Raw genomic sequence first — 14,157 nt, 5'->3', positions numbered from 1 at the left:
CTAAGGTAAATCATGAACGCTATAAACGAAAATCAAACAAATGAAATAGAAGAACTTACGCAACCGGCTGACGCTATCGCCGATGAGTCAACCCGTGATGATGCAGTATTGGCCGAAGCGAACAGGCTCGGTATTGACCTTGGTAAAGGCGAGGACTTCGATCCGCTTAAGAAGAATATTAAAGATGAAAAACCGCCTACAAAAGAAGAGCTAGAGGAGCAATTGATTAAAGAAATGCAAACCGAAGAAGGCTCTATGTACATGGCAACGAACATAGTAACTGGGCTTGAAGGCGCATTTAAACTGTTCGGTCATAAAAGTTTTACCATTGCTGATTTAGAAAAAGCGGAATCGGCCAAGGCAATTGCGCCGGCAATTCAAAAATACAGCGGGTCGTTAGTGCCATTCATGGGCAACTATGAAGTAGAAATAAAAGCCGCCTTCGCATTGGGCATGCTCGCTTATGGCTCAGTAAGCCAAATTAAGGCACTTAAAGCGCTGGATAGAGAAAAGCTTGTTAATCCAACTGAAAGCCCAGAGCCAGAGCAAAGCAGCGCCACAGAGCCTACCAACACGGCTCAGACCGTCAATACGGCTGAGCAGGCGGCTTAATTATGTCATTATCACCGATTAACCCTAATGATAAGTTAAGCATTACGCACGCACTTTACGCAGGGGCTACGGGGTCGGGTAAGTCTGTTGCTACGCGTAAAATGAAGTTGATCAAAGCCACTGACCAAGTGGTGTTTTGGGACTTATACGGCCAATATAAAGAGGGAGAGTTTTTAGGGCGACAGGTTCGCACTTACTCAACCTTAAAAGGGTTTTTAATGGCGGTTCATGCAGGGCGTAAAACCAAGCAAGGCTTTAAGATTGCATTTACCCCTAACAATCCCCCAAAAGATAAAAGCAGCATTCGTAAATTGTTTTTAGAAGTGTGCGCCATTGTGTGGGGTATGGGGAATGGTAAGCACCCTAAAACCCTGCATTTTATCGCCGAAGAAATTAACCGTGTGACGGTATCGTCAGGCGATGAGGATTCTATTTACGGTGAGCTATTAGAGGCAGGGCGTAAGTTTAATCTTATGGTGCATTCGGTAAGCCAACGATTAGCGCCGATACCTAATACGGTTATTTCTATGTCCGGTTATAAATGGGTTGGGTGTCAAAACCTAGTCAGTGATGTTGAACGCGTAGCCAAAGAACTGCAAGTAACGGCCGCCGATATAATGGCCTTAAACAAGCTCGAATATTACTTTAAGGGTGAGGGATTCGGTAACGTCAAAAAGGGTAAATTTCGATTTTAAAAATAGTCTCTTCTTGAAAACCGCTTAAATGCGGTTTTTTTCCGCCTAATTTAACCTAATAGGTTAACGCCCATTTTCCTCCATTGACCCAAGCCGAAACCATAGCGTTTACTAAAAGCCACTCAAGCAAGCAACGAATAGACGGCGCAACGTGAACAAACAAATTATATATGGCACAGGCGCGGCGGTCGCCGCGTTTGCAGCAGTAAAACTTATTAAACACTTTTTCTTTAACAGTCATAGCGAGAGCGAACAAAAATGAAATTGAACAAAAGTAACTACTTGGTTATTGGTATCTGCACACTGATTGCGGCGGGTGTTGTATGGGCATCAAACAACGTTGATGCAGTAGAAGACGTAATTGGTTAACTGGGTATGCCCGTTAAGCCAAAAAGAATTTTTTTAAAATTACTAACGCAGGACGTTAAAAAATGAATCAAACAAGTATTGCTGCCGCGATTGCGGTAATGATGGGTGTTATGCAACCGTCAATGATCCAATTAGAAGGCGCAACTGGTGTTGCTTACAATGAAGAGGCAACCATTAATCTACAAGCTGGCCTCACTTATCATTCCATTGAGCTTGAAACCAATTTAAAGCATATCCAAACAATTGAAAAAATCACCATTGATATTAATGGTGCGCCCGTTGTTTATTCATCAAATGTAATGCTCGACGTGTTGGATAAAGCCTATAAAAAGCACCAAAAAACAGGCCGCTTTGTTTTAGATTTATCTAAATTTGAATACCGCACATCGCAAGGTGTTTACCAAACACAATTGGTTACTGAAATTACCGACACAGTAACGCTAAAAGTGAAGTTTGTCGGCAAGGGTGAAAACGATCCCGATGTGCCAACAATGAAAGCAAAAGCATGGGTAACCGATACCAAGCCAACAGGCCGTATTTATGTTCCAACGCGCTATGAAGCAACGCAACAAACAGGCGCAAGCGGTGAGCATCAATGGTCATTCCCTAACGGCAACCCGTCAGAGCAAGTTCAGCGAATGGTATTTGCTGAAAACGAAGTGACGATTTCAGAAATTCGTATTAAACGCGGTGATAAAACAATAAACCGCCTAATGCGTAGCGACTTAGATTACCACCTTCAACGTGTCGCCGGCGTTAAGTTACAAGCGGGTTATTGTATTTTAGATTTCACAGCCCTGGGCTTTGGTAATGAAGGCGCAATTAATACACAGGGTTTAAATTTTGAATTGACCGTAAGCGGTAAAGGCACGATTAAAACGCATATCCAAGGCTTTAAACAAGTTAAAGCAAAACCAACGCGCGAGCAGTTAGCGCAGCTAGCAATCAGCCGCTCAGCATAAGGGGATTTTATGTCTTGGTGGGATTCGATAGTTGATACGGTTACCGATGTGAGCGGAGACTTATACAGTGGCGCGACACAAGTAATTGGCGACCAATACGAGAATTACCAAAAATCGGTTAATTCTGACAATGCAAAAAATGTAGACAACCTAAAGAACGCGGAGCCGCTTAAGGGCAATGCTGTTGATGGCTCTACGACGGTGGCCGCTACAAACACGGGCGCACCGCAATACGCACCCGCTGTTAGCAATCAAATCATTGCTGGCGTTGACAACAAATTATTAATTGCAGGCGGTGTAATCGCTGTGCTGTTTTTAATGAAAAGATAAGGGGGTTTCATGCCGTTACTCTTAGTATTTTTTGTCGGCGGTGGCCTTGGTTTTGCGGGCGGTGCGTGGTCGTCTGATTTGCTCAGCAAAGCCACAAAACTAACGTTAGTCGCGGGTGTGGGTTATGTCGGCTACCAAGTTTATAAAGGGGGTCGCTAATGTTTGATTTAGGCGCGTTAGGCGGACTAGGTGCGGGCGCATTGGGTGCAACAAACCCAATGAGTGCATTAGGTGCGCTGGGTGAAAACCCACTGACGGGCGGCGGCAGCAGTGCCAGCAATGGCGACCAAACCTTTAACGCCGATTCTAAATTCGGCGGCTTAAACTATGGCGGTGAGGGTGTTAGCCCTTGGCTACTTTTTGGTTTGGTGGGGTTGGGTGTCGCTTACATGGTACTTAAAAAATAACATGCATAAAGTGAGCTTCGATATAGCAAAAGAAACCCTAGCGCCCGCTATGAAAGGCGGCGCAGGGGCGATAAAACGCGAAATTAAGCAGGGTTTAGCCAGTGTCTACCAATCAAATAATAGAGCTTTATTTGCAGTGGTTCGCCCAGAAGGTCATGAACTTGTTTTCGTCGCCGTGGCAGGCACTGGCCTTGCCAATGCGGTAAATGAGTTTGTTTTATTCGCCCTGCAGGACGGGTTTAGCTCTATTCGCTACCACACTAAAAACCCGCATTTTTTAGCAAAAGGCATAAGCGCATTAGCATTTAAGCCGCAATTAATCGAAGTGCGTAAAGCCCTATTTGGCAATGATGAATATATCTACAGGATAAATTTACAATGAAAGTATTAACAGCGAAAGGCGCGCAAAAGCTAAAGCGCCGCAAAGTTAACCGTGTAGTGCGTAAGGCTCGCCGCGACGCTATCGGCGGTAATGTTGGTAAGTTGCCCGCTGCGCTGCAATTAACGCGTTAGGAGGTTGGTATGGGTGGTAAATCCAAGAGCAGCCAATCAACCAGCAATCAGCAAACTACCAATAATATTGTTAATGATGGTGATTATGCAGGGGTGGGCGGCAATGTAACGCATGATGAATCGTCAAATGATAATAGCGTTGATAATTCTCAAGAATGGGAGATTGATAACTCCCAAGAGTGGGAGATTGATAATTCCCAAGAATGGGAAGTGGACAACAGCGTTACAAATGATGGGGATTATGCAGGCAATAGCGGCAACATATCCATACTGGATGGCGGCGCTATTGGCAATGCGTTTGACTTTGCAAATAACGTTGCAGATGGTGCGTTGAACGTTGGCGAAAAAGCACTTAATACAAACGAAAACGTAAGCAAAGCCGCCATTGATGCCGCGAATAAAGCGGCTGAGATAGCAGCAAAAACGGCCGTTGATGCAATTAAAGAAAACGGCAATGTGCTTGATTCTGCGCTGGGGTTTGCAGGTGATGCGGTTAGTGTTGTGGGTGATACTGCTAACACCGCTGTCGGTGAGGTGGGCGACTTTGGCCGCTCAGTAATTGATAGTTTTAGCGAGTTTAGCAGCGATGCAATAAACGACTTATCGAGCAGTTTATTAAGCGCCACACAAACCCAGTTAAACAGCTCAAGCCAAACCGTTGCACAAATTGCACAATCAGCAACCGAAGACAAAAGCATTATTTCAGCGCTTGCCAAAAACACCGCCCTGCAGGGGCAAGATATTGTGGCTAATCAAGCGGGGCAAATGGTCAAGTATATGGCCTTAGCGCTGGGTATTATCGGGATTGCGGTTGTTGTTACGTCAATAAGTAGAGGTAAATAATGCCTGTAATGACATTGAAAGCAGGAGAAGAGCAGCAGCGCCCAATGGGCGCGCGCTGGCTCTCGATTGTTGAAGCAAGTACGCGTTTTAAAATAGAGGGTGAGTTTGGTAGTTTGGTTGGTGAAGTTGGCCGCGTAATAGATACGCAAGGCTATAACCAAGTGACCTTTAAAAACGAAAGCGCACACCCGATTGAGCTTGAATATGAAGCATCAAATCTAAAAGTGTATGCCGCTGGTAAAGGCGTTGTATCAATATCCAATGCAGTAGAAGTAAGCCGCATACGTGAGGCGATACAAGTTAATGCTAATGCAACGGTAGAAAATGGCAAAATGGCAATCTTACCATCAAATAATTTTGAAGCCATACCAACAAATAACACCGTTATTTCAGCAGGCCAAACGGTAAAGGTGTTTGCAGCGCGTAATAGCATTGGGCGTAGCGCGTTAATTCAAGTTATCAGCGAGGGCGACGAGTTCACGCCCGTTCGTGTGGGTGCATCGCCGGAAGGTATCGACAACGCCATTTTCTTATCTGGCAATAAAAACAATCCAGCATCGTATGAGTTAGAAACACAAACAGCCGTGTATGTTAAAAACACCGGTGAAAATAAAGTGACATTAGCAGGGGGTGAAAAGTGGCGGGAGTAAGTAACCAACCAAACATTAAGCCGTTAATTGATAAGCAAACACACGCACAAACGATTGAGTTTAAAGAAGTCGAACGACTTGTTGTAGAGGTGTTTAGCAATGTTGATGAAGTTAAAGGCCACAGCTACGTCTCGCGTGTTAACACAGCAGATATAAAAGACATTGTTAACCTAGAGTTTGCAGCGCTCAAAGACCTTTTAAGCTCTGAAATTGACAGTAGCGGTGATTTAACCGTGGCTAATTTAGCCAGCTTTAAAACGGCCGTCGTTGAAGAAGTGCAAAACAGCCAAAGCGCCCTTAACTTTACTATTTCAACAAGTGCTGATGCCGTTTTAGAGAAAATAGAAACGACAGCAACCAGTGCAACTAGTGCTACCGCTGACAGTATCGCCCTGTCAGAAATCGCAGTAACGAGCGCTGTTACCTCAGCTAAAACAACGGTTTTATCTGGGGTTACTTCTGCAAAAACAACAGTTTTATCTGGGGTTACCTCGGCTAAAACAGCGGTGTTGACTGGAATTAATTCAGCAAGACTCAACACTTTATCAACGGTTAACGGCTACATTACAACGGCAAAAAATGCAATTGCGGGATTAATAACCGCATCGGAAAGCCGTATAAATGCCAATATAAACGCTAAAGCAAGTGGCATTAAATCGGTGCAGCGTGGCACGTTAGCGTTGGGGATAAGAACATCAGGAAACATCACAATATCAAGTGTTAACTTATCAAAATGTGCCCTGTTAATATCAGGCTCAAGTGGGACATACGGCCAAATGATTTCAGCTAACAAACTATCATTAAAACAGACAGGCGGCGGTAATTCAGGCGTTGTTCATTGGCAGGTGATTGAGTATGTTTAATATTTTAACGTTTACAGACATTGAAGATAAAACCTTTATAACAGGGGTTCGCATGGTGGGTATTGATGCACAGATTGCCGCAGATGAAATTAAAATCAGCGAATACAACCCCGACTTATTAGGCTGTGAGTTAATTAACAACACAGTGATAAACGACGCGGGCGACGTGGTGTACGTATTAGAAGGGGCTAAAGGTGAGTAGGCATTCTGTGCTTATTTCCCTTTGTACTTTAGGGCTTATTTACATGATAACAAAAAAGCAAACTACACCGCTTAACGTGCGTTACAACAACCCGTTAAACATACGAACGGGGAACGATTGGGAAGGTGAACGCGAGCGCGATATTGAAAAGGGTTACGAGGAATTTTTAACGCCTGCGTTTGGGTTTCGTGCCGCGTATAAGTTACTTATGACATACAAAAATAAGTATGGCGCTTATACGCTCGACGCAATATTAAATCGTTGGGCCCCTGCAAACGGCGAGCACAACGGGCAAACTTACGTAAACCATACACACAATTATATTAAGTATGTGAGCCAGCGTTTAGCCATAACGAGTAACGATGCAATACCCGAACACCTTTACCCTGAGCTTATGCTTGCAATGTCAGATTTTGAAGGGGCAAAAGGGGCATTTAATCTACACCAAGCACGCGAAGGGGTCGCACTCGCATGATAAATAAAACATGGTTAATCACCGCAGTAGCAGGGGCGTTAATAGGGGCTTTTGCTGTGTATCAAGTTAAAAAACACACCAAGGGGATTTTAGATGACGACTAAAGCAAACCCGTTCTTTAGTTGGCTGGGTGGCATCTTTGCCCCCATCACTACGTACATAGAATATCGCGGTAAAATCAAAAAGGCTGAACATGACAGAGAATTGGCCGTAATCAACGGCCAAACAAAGCTTGTTCAGTCGGGCGTTGATAATAACCACAATTGGGAAATGCAAAGCCTACAAGACAAAGATAAAACGCTTCGGTTCTTTAGTTACTCCATGTTTACCGCGCCCATTTTAATAACGGTTATTTCGCCAGGACATGGCGCAGAAATTTTTAAAAATTTAGAAGGTGTCCCGCCCTGGTTAATTCAAACATGGATCGCCATAAATGGGGGCGTGTGGGGCATCGCGAGCTTAAAAAACGTGGTACCACAGTTTATAGCGTCAGTTAAGAGGGCTAAAAATGGATAGCTTAAGCCTCAATTTAAAGGACTTTATATTTATCGTTATGCAGATAATTATTATAACGACGGTCGTTGTGACTAATAAAACTCACATCGGTTTTTTACAAAACCAAAATGAAGATTTAAAAGAATGCATCAAAGAAATGCAGAAAATCATCACCGCGCTACGTGTTAAAGTTGGCATTTAACACGTAGCGCCCACGCTACAAACATTATTATTCACAATTTCTAGTTTCATCTAATCATTGTTCACTTACACACCTTTTATTGTATTATGATGCTTTACAAACTCAGATAAGGTCAATAATACAATGAGCAAAATAGATTTATCTTTAGCAGGTAATCACTTAGACAGTTCTGATAATTTAAGCTCTTTAGATCGTTTGCTAATAATTCAAGACGACTTTTCAAAGTCTTGCATGAATTCAGCTATGAGCGCTTTATTTGAACGCGTAAATAAAAAATTGGATATGGAAAAAGCTATTTATAATAAGTTATCAAATATCAATAAATTTTATCTAGTTAGAGGCGCATTACCTGAGCAGGAAAACGATTTGAGGGCTTATATTCTTGAACGGTTTTATAAGTGTATTAGTTAAAGTATGTTTAGCTCTGCTTTACATTTTGTCTCACTTTTTGTGGCGTTAGCCTTTATTTATTAACCCTAATTAATTTAAGAGAATAATATGCGATGTTTATTTCTTACTGCTAATGATCAAGTTATCGATTTAAAAAACGTAATTGCTATCGAAAACATTCCAGTTAATCATGATGAATACAACTATGTTGAATTCACATTGATAACCGGAAAAGTGATTAGAAGTACTCACAAAACTCAAGAAGGTGCAATTCAAGAAAAATGGAATGCATACGAAAAAATGAAAAGTCCCGTAGTTTCATAGTTAGTATTTAGCAATAAACCAAGGCAGAGGGTTTTATTCGAGAACAAATAACGGTTGTATTTTCTGTCTTGCTTATTTGCGCCAACTATAATTTATCGCCTAAAGCAGCGTTATTACATAAGGAACCCCCTGTGGAATTTCAATTGAAAGATATAATCATAATTCTTAGCACGTTCGTTACAGGTTTATTTACATTGGGTGCTGTATATCTCACTAATAAGATCAACTCTTCAAATAGTCGAGAATTATTAGCTCAAGTAAATTTGAAAGAGAAGGAAAAGAATAAGCTCTTAAAACTTGAAGAACTTTACGTAAAATTCGATAAGTGGTCACAATCATTTATTACTACTTGTTTTAAGTATTTACATTTAAGTAATTCAAAAAGTCAAACTGACGTTAAGCTTGAGTTTATCGAACTAAAAATGTTGGTTAACATTCATTTCCCAGAGTTGAAGTCTGAATTATATTTAGTTTTTCAATCGAGAGATAAGTGCGCTAAATTATTTACTGAGACTCATCTAAGTAGCGAATTAAAAGCTGAAATGGAGGGGTTTGAATTAGCAAGAACAGAGTTCAAAAAACAGATTGAAAAACTGTCAAAAGCTTTATATTGAGTAGCTGGAGGTCTCTATGCCACTCATTATGCACTTTTATTGACAGGAAATGAATTACTGGTTTAGCTTCCAATAACACTTATGATGCTAAAAATAGCAATTACCAATAGGGTACTTGCTATAATTTTTTATTAGTTAAATTGAAAAATAATTTAATTGTTTAGGCTCTTTTTTTATCCCCATATTTCAACACTATATCTTTTAGTGCAAAATCGTCACTCATTTTAATTAAGTCATTACCTATGGCCTTTAGTGTATTACTGGCTTCAACTAATTCATGTAAGTGATCAATTTTATGCTGTAGGGCATTTACATGACTTTCATTATAACGAGCTGCACGTTGTAAAAACTCTATTTTGTTTATGTAGTCAGGTTCGTAGCGTTTTCCGTGAGGTGTCCATAAATATCCATCACGGCAAATATAAAATCCCTCCCAATTTTTGTGAAAGCTCATACCGCCATTTATTCGTTGTTCAAGCATAAGCACAGCACGCGGGCATGGCTTGTCAGTGCTTATCCAGCGCTCTAAAGTTCGCTCAGTATTAATAAGTAAAAACTCCATTGCAGCTCGCTTATCTAGTTTATCAAAATTCATAAAGCCAGCACGAAACAATAAATTTCTAAATGTATCCATAAAAAAAGTAATCCATAAAATAATAACCCGAGAGGATTCTCAGGGGCGCTCATTGTGATATCGCTTACTGATTTATAAAGTGATCACCATTGATAAGCGTCTTTATATAAATAAATATGTAAATTTCCATTCTTTTTTTAGATTGCTATATTTATTTTTTACGATTTAACCGAATTCTCAAGAGAAATAGAAAACTTATAATAACAAGGCTTAGGGGGGGTATTTTGACTGAACTTAAATACCGCCTAAATATCACACAAATACAGCGACAAAATGACGGGGATTACCCATATAAATCCATCCATACGCTATTTAACATAATATAAATTATAGGTAGTTAACGAGTGTTTAAAAAGGAGTGTTAATAACACCCCTTTAATGTCCAATACTAGACGGTATCGGACATAAGCTAACTTTATACATGTGTTTTATTACTTTAAAAATTAGTGCTTCATGTAACTACTTACAACAGCTATAACAACTGTCTTGAATTCGTAATTTCTGAATAGCTGAAAAACTTAATTAAACTTATATATTCCTATTAATTTAAACTTAAATAATCCATTTAAATACACTGCTATATGAGTTTTAAAATTTAGCTGATTACTATTCAATACTTAACAACCGTTCTGCTGTGTATTCGTTAGTAATTAATCCGCTGATCATATTAGACCTAACAGCGCCAAGTATTGCTAAAACTTTATCTTCACCTGCAGCAATCGCATAAATTTGTTTATTACTTTCAATTTTTAAAGGCGTACTGGCAACACGTTGGTTTACCGTGCAATCAATTAGTTGGCCTGTTTTATCATAAACCCAGCTAATCATTTCGCCAACGGCTCCTAAACTTTGTAGCTCTTTAAGTTCTTGCTCATCAATAAATCCATCAATATGCAGTGGCGACTTTTCACCTAAGCTACCAACACCAACAAATGTAACGTCCGCCTGAGTAGCTAACTTTAAATTACTGGTAATATTATGCTGTGCATGAAGCTGTTGTTTTTCTTCAACACTTCTTGGTAATACCGGCAATGGCATTGGATAATGCTTTGCATTGATATGTTCAGCCATTCTTACCACAACGTCATATGGTGACGCCGAACCATCAAGGGCCATATTACCAAGCATGGCCACTACTTTATGTTGACTACAATCAAGTGTTGGTAATTCATCAACACAGGCACGTAATACACGCCCAGTTCCCATAGCTAATATTTTTGGTGTTTCTGATTTTAAATGGCGCTGAATTTCTGCCGCGCCAGCTTGTGCCAAACCAACAGTAGAATTTGGATCTGATCCGTCACTTGGTACCACTTCACATGACTCTAATCCAAAACGATTTTTTATTTTTTCAGCTAAATCCATGCATTTAGCAATTGGGTGTTCAAGCCTGACTTTAATTAGCCCTTGGCTTACCGATAAAGCGACCATTCGTTGTGCAGATTGGCGAGATACATTTAACTTTTTAGCTATTTCGTCTTGGGTTTTTCCCGCAACATAATATAACCACCCTGCTCTTGCTGCATCATCAAGCTTACGTATTTCTGTATTTGATAGCTTTGCCACTTAAACCTCTTAATATCAAAGGATCGTGTCCTTGGGTTCGATAACTTTTAGATAAATTACTAAAATACACCGCAATTAATCATCTTATAATATTCGTAAATATATCATCGATTTATAAAATGCCGAAGTATCACATGTACTTAATAACCAATACTTTATACGTAAACGAGCTCGTATAAAGTATTGGTGCATATTTACGCTTTAAGGTGCGGCATTTTTAATAGTTAAGCCATTTTTATCAAACCGATGTACTTTATGCTCAGGCGCACTTAAGTAAATAGTATCACCGTATTTTAAAGGACAATCACCATCAGCTTTTACTGTTACTGTACTGCCATCTTCAATGGTTACATGTAAAAAGCTTTCAGAACCTAAATGCTCTATAACACCTACAGTAACTTGCCATGTACCTGAGTCAGTGGAAATTTCAAAGTGCTCAGGACGTACACCTAAACTTTGTGTTTGCGCATTGCTATCGTTAGTTACATCAATAAAGTTCATTTTTGGAGAGCCAATAAAGCCCGCTACAAATTTATTTACCGGGTGTTGGTATAGCTCAAGCGGTGTTCCTACTTGCTCTATAATTCCGCCATTAAATACCGCGATTCTGTCAGCCATTGTCATGGCTTCAACTTGGTCGTGAGTAACATAAATCATTGTTGTTGCTAAGCTTTTATGTAACTCAGATATTTCTAAACGCATGTTTACACGAAGCGATGCATCTAAATTTGACAGTGGCTCATCGAACAAAAACGCCGATGGCTGCCTAACAATTGCGCGCCCTATAGCTACACGTTGTCGCTGACCACCAGATAACTGACCTGGTTTACGGTCTAAGTAGTCTGTTAAATTTAATATTTTAGCCGCGTTTGCAATTTTAGACTCTATTTCAGCTGGATTCACTTTTGCACGTTTTAGTGGAAAAGCAATATTATTTCGCACACTCATATGCGGGTATAAAGCGTAAGACTGAAATACCATTGCCAAGCCACGTTTAGCAGGTGGTGTATGTGTTGCGTCTTGCCCGTCTATTTCAATATTGCCACTTGTTGTGTCTTCAAGCCCTGCAATCATACGTAAAAGTGTTGATTTACCGCAGCCTGATGGCCCAACAAATACAATGAATTCACCGTCTTTAATCTCTAAATCGAGCGGTTTTATTACGTTTACTTCATCAAAGTTTTTAGTTACTTTTTTTAGTGTGATGCTGCCCATGTGTGTTCTCCTACTTTACTGCGCCAAAGCTTAAGCCGCGCACTAATTGTTTTTGACTAAACCAACCAAGAATTAATATTGGCACAATGGCCATGGCAGAAGCTGCCGATAATTTGGCGTAAAATAACCCTTCAGGGCTTGAGTAACTGGCAATAAATGCCGTCAACGGTGCGGCATTTGCAGCAGTTAATATAAGTGTCCAAAATGCTTCATTCCAAGCCAAAATTACGTTTAATAGTAGTGTTGAGGCAATACCTGGTAAGGCAATTGGGAGTAAAACATGAAATATTTCTTCGCCAATTGTTGCGCCATCCATACGTGATGCTTCTAAAATCTCCCCTGGGATCTCTCTAAAATAGGTGTATAACATCCACACCATTATTGGTAAGTTAATTAATGTCATTACTATGACTAAGCCAAGCTTGGTATCAAGTAGTGCAAAGTCTCTGAACAATAAGTAAATCGGAATTAACACACCAACTGGTGGTAACATTTTTGTAGAAAGCATCCACATTAATAGGTTTTTAGTTTTTTTAGTTTGCACAAATGCCATTGACCATGCTGCAGGTACGGCAATCATTAGTCCTAATAAACTTGAACCAAGTGAAATTACAACTGAGTTCCAAAAGTGATCAAAATAAGGCGAACGTGCTAATACATCTTGATAGTTTTCAAGTGTCCAATCGAATGCAAATAACGCAGGGGTTGCTGAAATAGCTTCAGCTTCTGTTTTAAAGCTTGTGATTAGTGTCCATAAAATTGGGAAGAAAATCATCCCACTGATCGTCCAAGCAGCAAGGGTATAAATTATTTTTGATTGTTTGGTTGATGCAATAGCCATGAATTAACCCTCCAAGTTTTTGCCAATAAGGCGCATTAAAAATATGGCTACTATGTTGGCAATGATAACTGCCACTATGCCCCCTGCTGATCCGCCGCCCACATCAAACTGTAAGAGCGATTGGGTATAAATTAAGTAAGTAATATTGGTAGAGGCATAACCTGGCCCGCCACTGGTAGTAACTAAAATTTCAGCAAAAATAGACAGTAAAAATATTGTTTCAATTAATATTACAGCGGTAACTGCACGTGATAAGTGCGGCAAAACAATGTAAAAAAACTTACTAAAAGGCCCTGCGCCGTCTAAGTCTGCGGCTTCTAGCTGTTCACGATCTAATGATTGAATAGCAGTAAGTAAAATCAGCGCTGCAAATGGAAGCCACTGCCAAGACACAATTATAATGATTGAAAACAAAGGCATTTGTGCAAAAAAATCAATGGGATCTAAGCCAAGCCATAGTGCAAAGTGAGCAAATAAACCATTTACGGGGTTCATTAGCATGTTTTTCCATACTAATGCCGATACTGTTGGCATAACAAAAAATGGCGCTAAAACCATAATACGTACATAGTTCCTTCCCCATATCGCTTGGTCAAGGAGAATAGCTAACCCTATACCACCACAAATAGTGATGGCTAATACACCCGTTACTAGGTAAAGCGTGTTAAAAAAAGATTCAAAAAATGCTGGATCAGTTAAAAAGAATTCATAGTTTAAAAAGCCTACAAATTCACGCTCTCCAGGTATAAGTAAGTTGTAATCTACAAATGAGAAATACAATGTCATGCACAGCGGTACTATCATCCAACCGAGTAATAAAATTACGCTAGGGAATAGCATCATGCGTGCAAGCGTACGTGATTGTGTCGTTGCCATAGTGTGGTGACCTTTCAAAAGTCAGCATTATCCCTAGTAAAGCCCAGTGTGGGCTTCACTATAATTCTTAGCTAATGCT

At 40.2% G+C, this 14,157-nt stretch carries 23 protein-coding genes; 18 read left to right on the top strand and 5 right to left on the bottom strand.

Features of this window, described 5'->3' with window-relative positions; translation table 11 throughout:
- Window positions 1-12 precede the first annotated feature (12 nt).
- The 18 genes from J8L73_RS15000 to J8L73_RS14920 all read left to right on the top strand — a co-directional run bounded on the left by J8L73_RS15000 (window position 13) and on the right by J8L73_RS14920 (window position 8,946).
- On the top strand, window positions 13-612 hold the full coding sequence (locus J8L73_RS15000) for a hypothetical protein (RefSeq protein ID WP_211018270.1): 600 nt from the start codon (window positions 13-15) through the stop codon (window positions 610-612).
- Window positions 613-614: 2 nt separating this feature from the next.
- A complete protein-coding gene (locus J8L73_RS14995; protein WP_211018267.1) occupies window positions 615-1,307 on the top strand; it encodes a hypothetical protein in 693 nt (230 codons plus the stop codon).
- Window positions 1,308-1,738: 431 nt separating this feature from the next.
- Window positions 1,739-2,638 (top strand): major capsid protein P2, encoded by a 900-nt coding sequence (locus tag J8L73_RS14990; RefSeq protein ID WP_247659675.1) that lies wholly within the window; start codon window positions 1,739-1,741, stop codon window positions 2,636-2,638.
- A gap of 9 nt (window positions 2,639-2,647) precedes the next feature.
- Window positions 2,648-2,968, top strand: a complete 321-nt coding sequence (locus J8L73_RS14985; RefSeq protein WP_211018265.1) for a hypothetical protein — start codon at window positions 2,648-2,650, stop codon at window positions 2,966-2,968.
- Between the two features lie 9 nt (window positions 2,969-2,977).
- Window positions 2,978-3,127 carry a hypothetical protein gene (locus J8L73_RS14980; RefSeq protein WP_211018263.1) on the top strand — a complete coding sequence of 50 codons (150 nt, stop codon included), beginning with the start codon at window positions 2,978-2,980 and terminating at the stop codon, window positions 3,125-3,127.
- Window positions 3,127-3,375: a hypothetical protein gene (locus tag J8L73_RS14975; protein ID WP_211018262.1), complete on the top strand. Its 249-nt coding sequence runs from the start codon at window positions 3,127-3,129 to the stop codon at window positions 3,373-3,375. Before J8L73_RS14980 ends, J8L73_RS14975 begins: the two co-directional genes overlap by 1 nt.
- 1 nt (window position 3,376) lies before the next feature.
- Complete coding sequence (locus J8L73_RS14970) at window positions 3,377-3,757, top strand: hypothetical protein (RefSeq protein WP_211018252.1); 381 nt, start codon at window positions 3,377-3,379, stop codon at window positions 3,755-3,757.
- On the top strand, window positions 3,754-3,888 hold the full coding sequence (locus tag J8L73_RS19465) for a hypothetical protein (RefSeq protein WP_282098647.1): 135 nt from the start codon (window positions 3,754-3,756) through the stop codon (window positions 3,886-3,888). The genes J8L73_RS14970 and J8L73_RS19465 overlap by 4 nt, the downstream gene beginning before the upstream one ends.
- Window positions 3,889-3,897: 9 nt before the next feature.
- On the top strand, window positions 3,898-4,731 hold the full coding sequence (locus tag J8L73_RS14965) for a hypothetical protein (protein WP_211018250.1): 834 nt from the start codon (window positions 3,898-3,900) through the stop codon (window positions 4,729-4,731).
- A complete protein-coding gene (locus J8L73_RS14960; protein WP_211018248.1) occupies window positions 4,731-5,381 on the top strand; it encodes a hypothetical protein in 651 nt (216 codons plus the stop codon). Before J8L73_RS14965 ends, J8L73_RS14960 begins: the two co-directional genes overlap by 1 nt.
- On the top strand, window positions 5,369-6,244 hold the full coding sequence (locus tag J8L73_RS14955) for a hypothetical protein (RefSeq protein ID WP_211018246.1): 876 nt from the start codon (window positions 5,369-5,371) through the stop codon (window positions 6,242-6,244). Before J8L73_RS14960 ends, J8L73_RS14955 begins: the two co-directional genes overlap by 13 nt.
- Entirely contained in the window at window positions 6,237-6,446 is a 210-nt protein-coding gene (locus J8L73_RS14950; protein ID WP_211018244.1) for a hypothetical protein, read from the top strand. The genes J8L73_RS14955 and J8L73_RS14950 overlap by 8 nt, the downstream gene beginning before the upstream one ends.
- A 43-nt stretch (window positions 6,447-6,489) precedes the next feature.
- Complete coding sequence (locus J8L73_RS14945) at window positions 6,490-6,921, top strand: hypothetical protein (protein WP_247659674.1); 432 nt, start codon at window positions 6,490-6,492, stop codon at window positions 6,919-6,921.
- A gap of 93 nt (window positions 6,922-7,014) precedes the next feature.
- Entirely contained in the window at window positions 7,015-7,437 is a 423-nt protein-coding gene (locus tag J8L73_RS14940) for a hypothetical protein (RefSeq protein WP_211018242.1), read from the top strand.
- Window positions 7,430-7,618 carry a hypothetical protein gene (locus J8L73_RS14935; protein WP_211018240.1) on the top strand — a complete coding sequence of 63 codons (189 nt, stop codon included), beginning with the start codon at window positions 7,430-7,432 and terminating at the stop codon, window positions 7,616-7,618. The genes J8L73_RS14940 and J8L73_RS14935 overlap by 8 nt, the downstream gene beginning before the upstream one ends.
- Before the next feature lie 123 nt (window positions 7,619-7,741).
- Window positions 7,742-8,029, top strand: a complete 288-nt coding sequence (locus J8L73_RS14930; RefSeq protein WP_211018231.1) for a hypothetical protein — start codon at window positions 7,742-7,744, stop codon at window positions 8,027-8,029.
- 87 nt (window positions 8,030-8,116) lie between these two features.
- Window positions 8,117-8,332, top strand: a complete 216-nt coding sequence (locus tag J8L73_RS14925; RefSeq protein ID WP_211018230.1) for a hypothetical protein — start codon at window positions 8,117-8,119, stop codon at window positions 8,330-8,332.
- Between the two features lie 131 nt (window positions 8,333-8,463).
- Window positions 8,464-8,946: a hypothetical protein gene (locus J8L73_RS14920; RefSeq protein ID WP_211018227.1), complete on the top strand. Its 483-nt coding sequence runs from the start codon at window positions 8,464-8,466 to the stop codon at window positions 8,944-8,946.
- A 160-nt stretch (window positions 8,947-9,106) separates the two neighbouring features.
- On the opposite strand, the gene J8L73_RS14915 is transcribed toward J8L73_RS14920, so the two are convergent.
- From J8L73_RS14915 to J8L73_RS14895, 5 genes are all read right to left on the bottom strand, one after another.
- Window positions 9,107-9,580 carry a DUF3653 domain-containing protein gene (locus J8L73_RS14915; protein WP_211018226.1) on the bottom strand — a complete coding sequence of 158 codons (474 nt, stop codon included), beginning with the start codon at window positions 9,578-9,580 and terminating at the stop codon, window positions 9,107-9,109.
- A 606-nt stretch (window positions 9,581-10,186) separates the two neighbouring features.
- A complete protein-coding gene (locus J8L73_RS14910; protein ID WP_211018224.1) occupies window positions 10,187-11,146 on the bottom strand; it encodes a sugar-binding transcriptional regulator in 960 nt (319 codons plus the stop codon).
- Window positions 11,147-11,347: 201 nt separating this feature from the next.
- Window positions 11,348-12,361: an ATP-binding cassette domain-containing protein gene (locus tag J8L73_RS14905; protein WP_211018222.1), complete on the bottom strand. Its 1,014-nt coding sequence runs from the start codon at window positions 12,359-12,361 to the stop codon at window positions 11,348-11,350.
- Between the two features lie 10 nt (window positions 12,362-12,371).
- Entirely contained in the window at window positions 12,372-13,202 is an 831-nt protein-coding gene (locus J8L73_RS14900; protein ID WP_138682298.1) for a carbohydrate ABC transporter permease, read from the bottom strand.
- Window positions 13,203-13,205: 3 nt separating this feature from the next.
- Window positions 13,206-14,078, bottom strand: coding sequence for a sugar ABC transporter permease (locus J8L73_RS14895; RefSeq protein ID WP_138682297.1), 873 nt, complete (start codon window positions 14,076-14,078; stop codon window positions 13,206-13,208).
- Window positions 14,079-14,157: the final 79 nt, after the last annotated feature.

It is taken from the genome of Pseudoalteromonas sp. MMG006, assembly GCF_018101025.1.
Lineage (GTDB): Bacteria > Pseudomonadota > Gammaproteobacteria > Enterobacterales > Alteromonadaceae > Pseudoalteromonas.
The sequence above is the reverse complement of the archived record's forward strand: the minus strand, read 5'-3'. Positions and strand labels throughout refer to the sequence as shown.

Excerpts from the sequence above, each read along its gene's own strand:
- J8L73_RS14990 (WP_247659675.1), top strand. The coding sequence starts at position 1,739 with ATGAATCAAACAAGTATTGCTGCCGCGATTGCGGTAATGATGGGTGTT.
- J8L73_RS14905 (WP_211018222.1), bottom strand. The coding sequence starts at position 12,361 with ATGGGCAGCATCACACTAAAAAAAGTAACTAAAAACTTTGATGAAGTA.
- J8L73_RS14960 (WP_211018248.1), top strand. The coding sequence starts at position 4,731 with ATGCCTGTAATGACATTGAAAGCAGGAGAAGAGCAGCAGCGCCCAATG.
- J8L73_RS14930 (WP_211018231.1), top strand. The coding sequence starts at position 7,742 with ATGAGCAAAATAGATTTATCTTTAGCAGGTAATCACTTAGACAGTTCT.
- J8L73_RS14915 (WP_211018226.1), bottom strand. The coding sequence starts at position 9,580 with ATGGATACATTTAGAAATTTATTGTTTCGTGCTGGCTTTATGAATTTT.
- J8L73_RS14975 (WP_211018262.1), top strand. The coding sequence starts at position 3,127 with ATGTTTGATTTAGGCGCGTTAGGCGGACTAGGTGCGGGCGCATTGGGT.
- J8L73_RS14965 (WP_211018250.1), top strand. The coding sequence starts at position 3,898 with ATGGGTGGTAAATCCAAGAGCAGCCAATCAACCAGCAATCAGCAAACT.
- J8L73_RS14900 (WP_138682298.1), bottom strand. The coding sequence starts at position 13,202 with ATGGCTATTGCATCAACCAAACAATCAAAAATAATTTATACCCTTGCT.
- J8L73_RS15000 (WP_211018270.1), top strand. The coding sequence starts at position 13 with ATGAACGCTATAAACGAAAATCAAACAAATGAAATAGAAGAACTTACG.
- J8L73_RS14940 (WP_211018242.1), top strand. The coding sequence starts at position 7,015 with ATGACGACTAAAGCAAACCCGTTCTTTAGTTGGCTGGGTGGCATCTTT.
- J8L73_RS14985 (WP_211018265.1), top strand. The coding sequence starts at position 2,648 with ATGTCTTGGTGGGATTCGATAGTTGATACGGTTACCGATGTGAGCGGA.
- J8L73_RS14950 (WP_211018244.1), top strand. The coding sequence starts at position 6,237 with ATGTTTAATATTTTAACGTTTACAGACATTGAAGATAAAACCTTTATA.
- J8L73_RS14970 (WP_211018252.1), top strand. The coding sequence starts at position 3,377 with ATGCATAAAGTGAGCTTCGATATAGCAAAAGAAACCCTAGCGCCCGCT.
- J8L73_RS14980 (WP_211018263.1), top strand. The coding sequence starts at position 2,978 with ATGCCGTTACTCTTAGTATTTTTTGTCGGCGGTGGCCTTGGTTTTGCG.
- J8L73_RS14995 (WP_211018267.1), top strand. The coding sequence starts at position 615 with ATGTCATTATCACCGATTAACCCTAATGATAAGTTAAGCATTACGCAC.
- J8L73_RS14895 (WP_138682297.1), bottom strand. The coding sequence starts at position 14,078 with ATGGCAACGACACAATCACGTACGCTTGCACGCATGATGCTATTCCCT.
- J8L73_RS14945 (WP_247659674.1), top strand. The coding sequence starts at position 6,490 with ATGATAACAAAAAAGCAAACTACACCGCTTAACGTGCGTTACAACAAC.
- J8L73_RS14925 (WP_211018230.1), top strand. The coding sequence starts at position 8,117 with ATGCGATGTTTATTTCTTACTGCTAATGATCAAGTTATCGATTTAAAA.
- J8L73_RS14935 (WP_211018240.1), top strand. The coding sequence starts at position 7,430 with ATGGATAGCTTAAGCCTCAATTTAAAGGACTTTATATTTATCGTTATG.
- J8L73_RS19465 (WP_282098647.1), top strand. The coding sequence starts at position 3,754 with ATGAAAGTATTAACAGCGAAAGGCGCGCAAAAGCTAAAGCGCCGCAAA.